The 248-nt window shown below is 79.4% G+C and carries 1 protein-coding gene; it reads left to right on the top strand.

Annotated elements, in window-relative coordinates; all coding sequences use genetic code 11:
- Positions 1–17: 17 nt before the first annotated feature.
- Positions 18–248 (top strand): iron chelate uptake ABC transporter family permease subunit (locus GTW08_RS07845; protein ID WP_346009876.1); only part of this gene is annotated, 231 nt, incomplete at its 3' end.

Genomic DNA, 248 nt, shown 5'->3' with positions numbered 1-248 from the left:
GGCTGCTCGGACTGTGCGTGGCGGTCGCGGCCCTGGCCGGGCTCCTGGTCGGCACCGCCGTCGGGCCCGGCACCGCGCTCGCGGCCCTCGCCGGGGTCGCGGACCCGCTGTCGACCGACCTCGTCCGGGAGCTGCGGGCACCGCGGGTCCTGGTCGGGCTCGCGGCCGGTGCCTGCCTCGGCGTCGCCGGAACGGTGCTGCAGGCGGTGCTGCGCAACCCGCTCGCCTCCCCTGAGGTGACCGGCGTC

This window comes from Pseudonocardia sp. SID8383 (assembly GCF_009864975.1).
In the GTDB taxonomy this organism is placed as follows: Bacteria; Actinomycetota; Actinomycetes; order Mycobacteriales; family Pseudonocardiaceae; genus Pseudonocardia; species Pseudonocardia alni.
The sequence above is the reverse complement of the archived record's forward strand: the minus strand, read 5'-3'. Positions and strand labels throughout refer to the sequence as shown.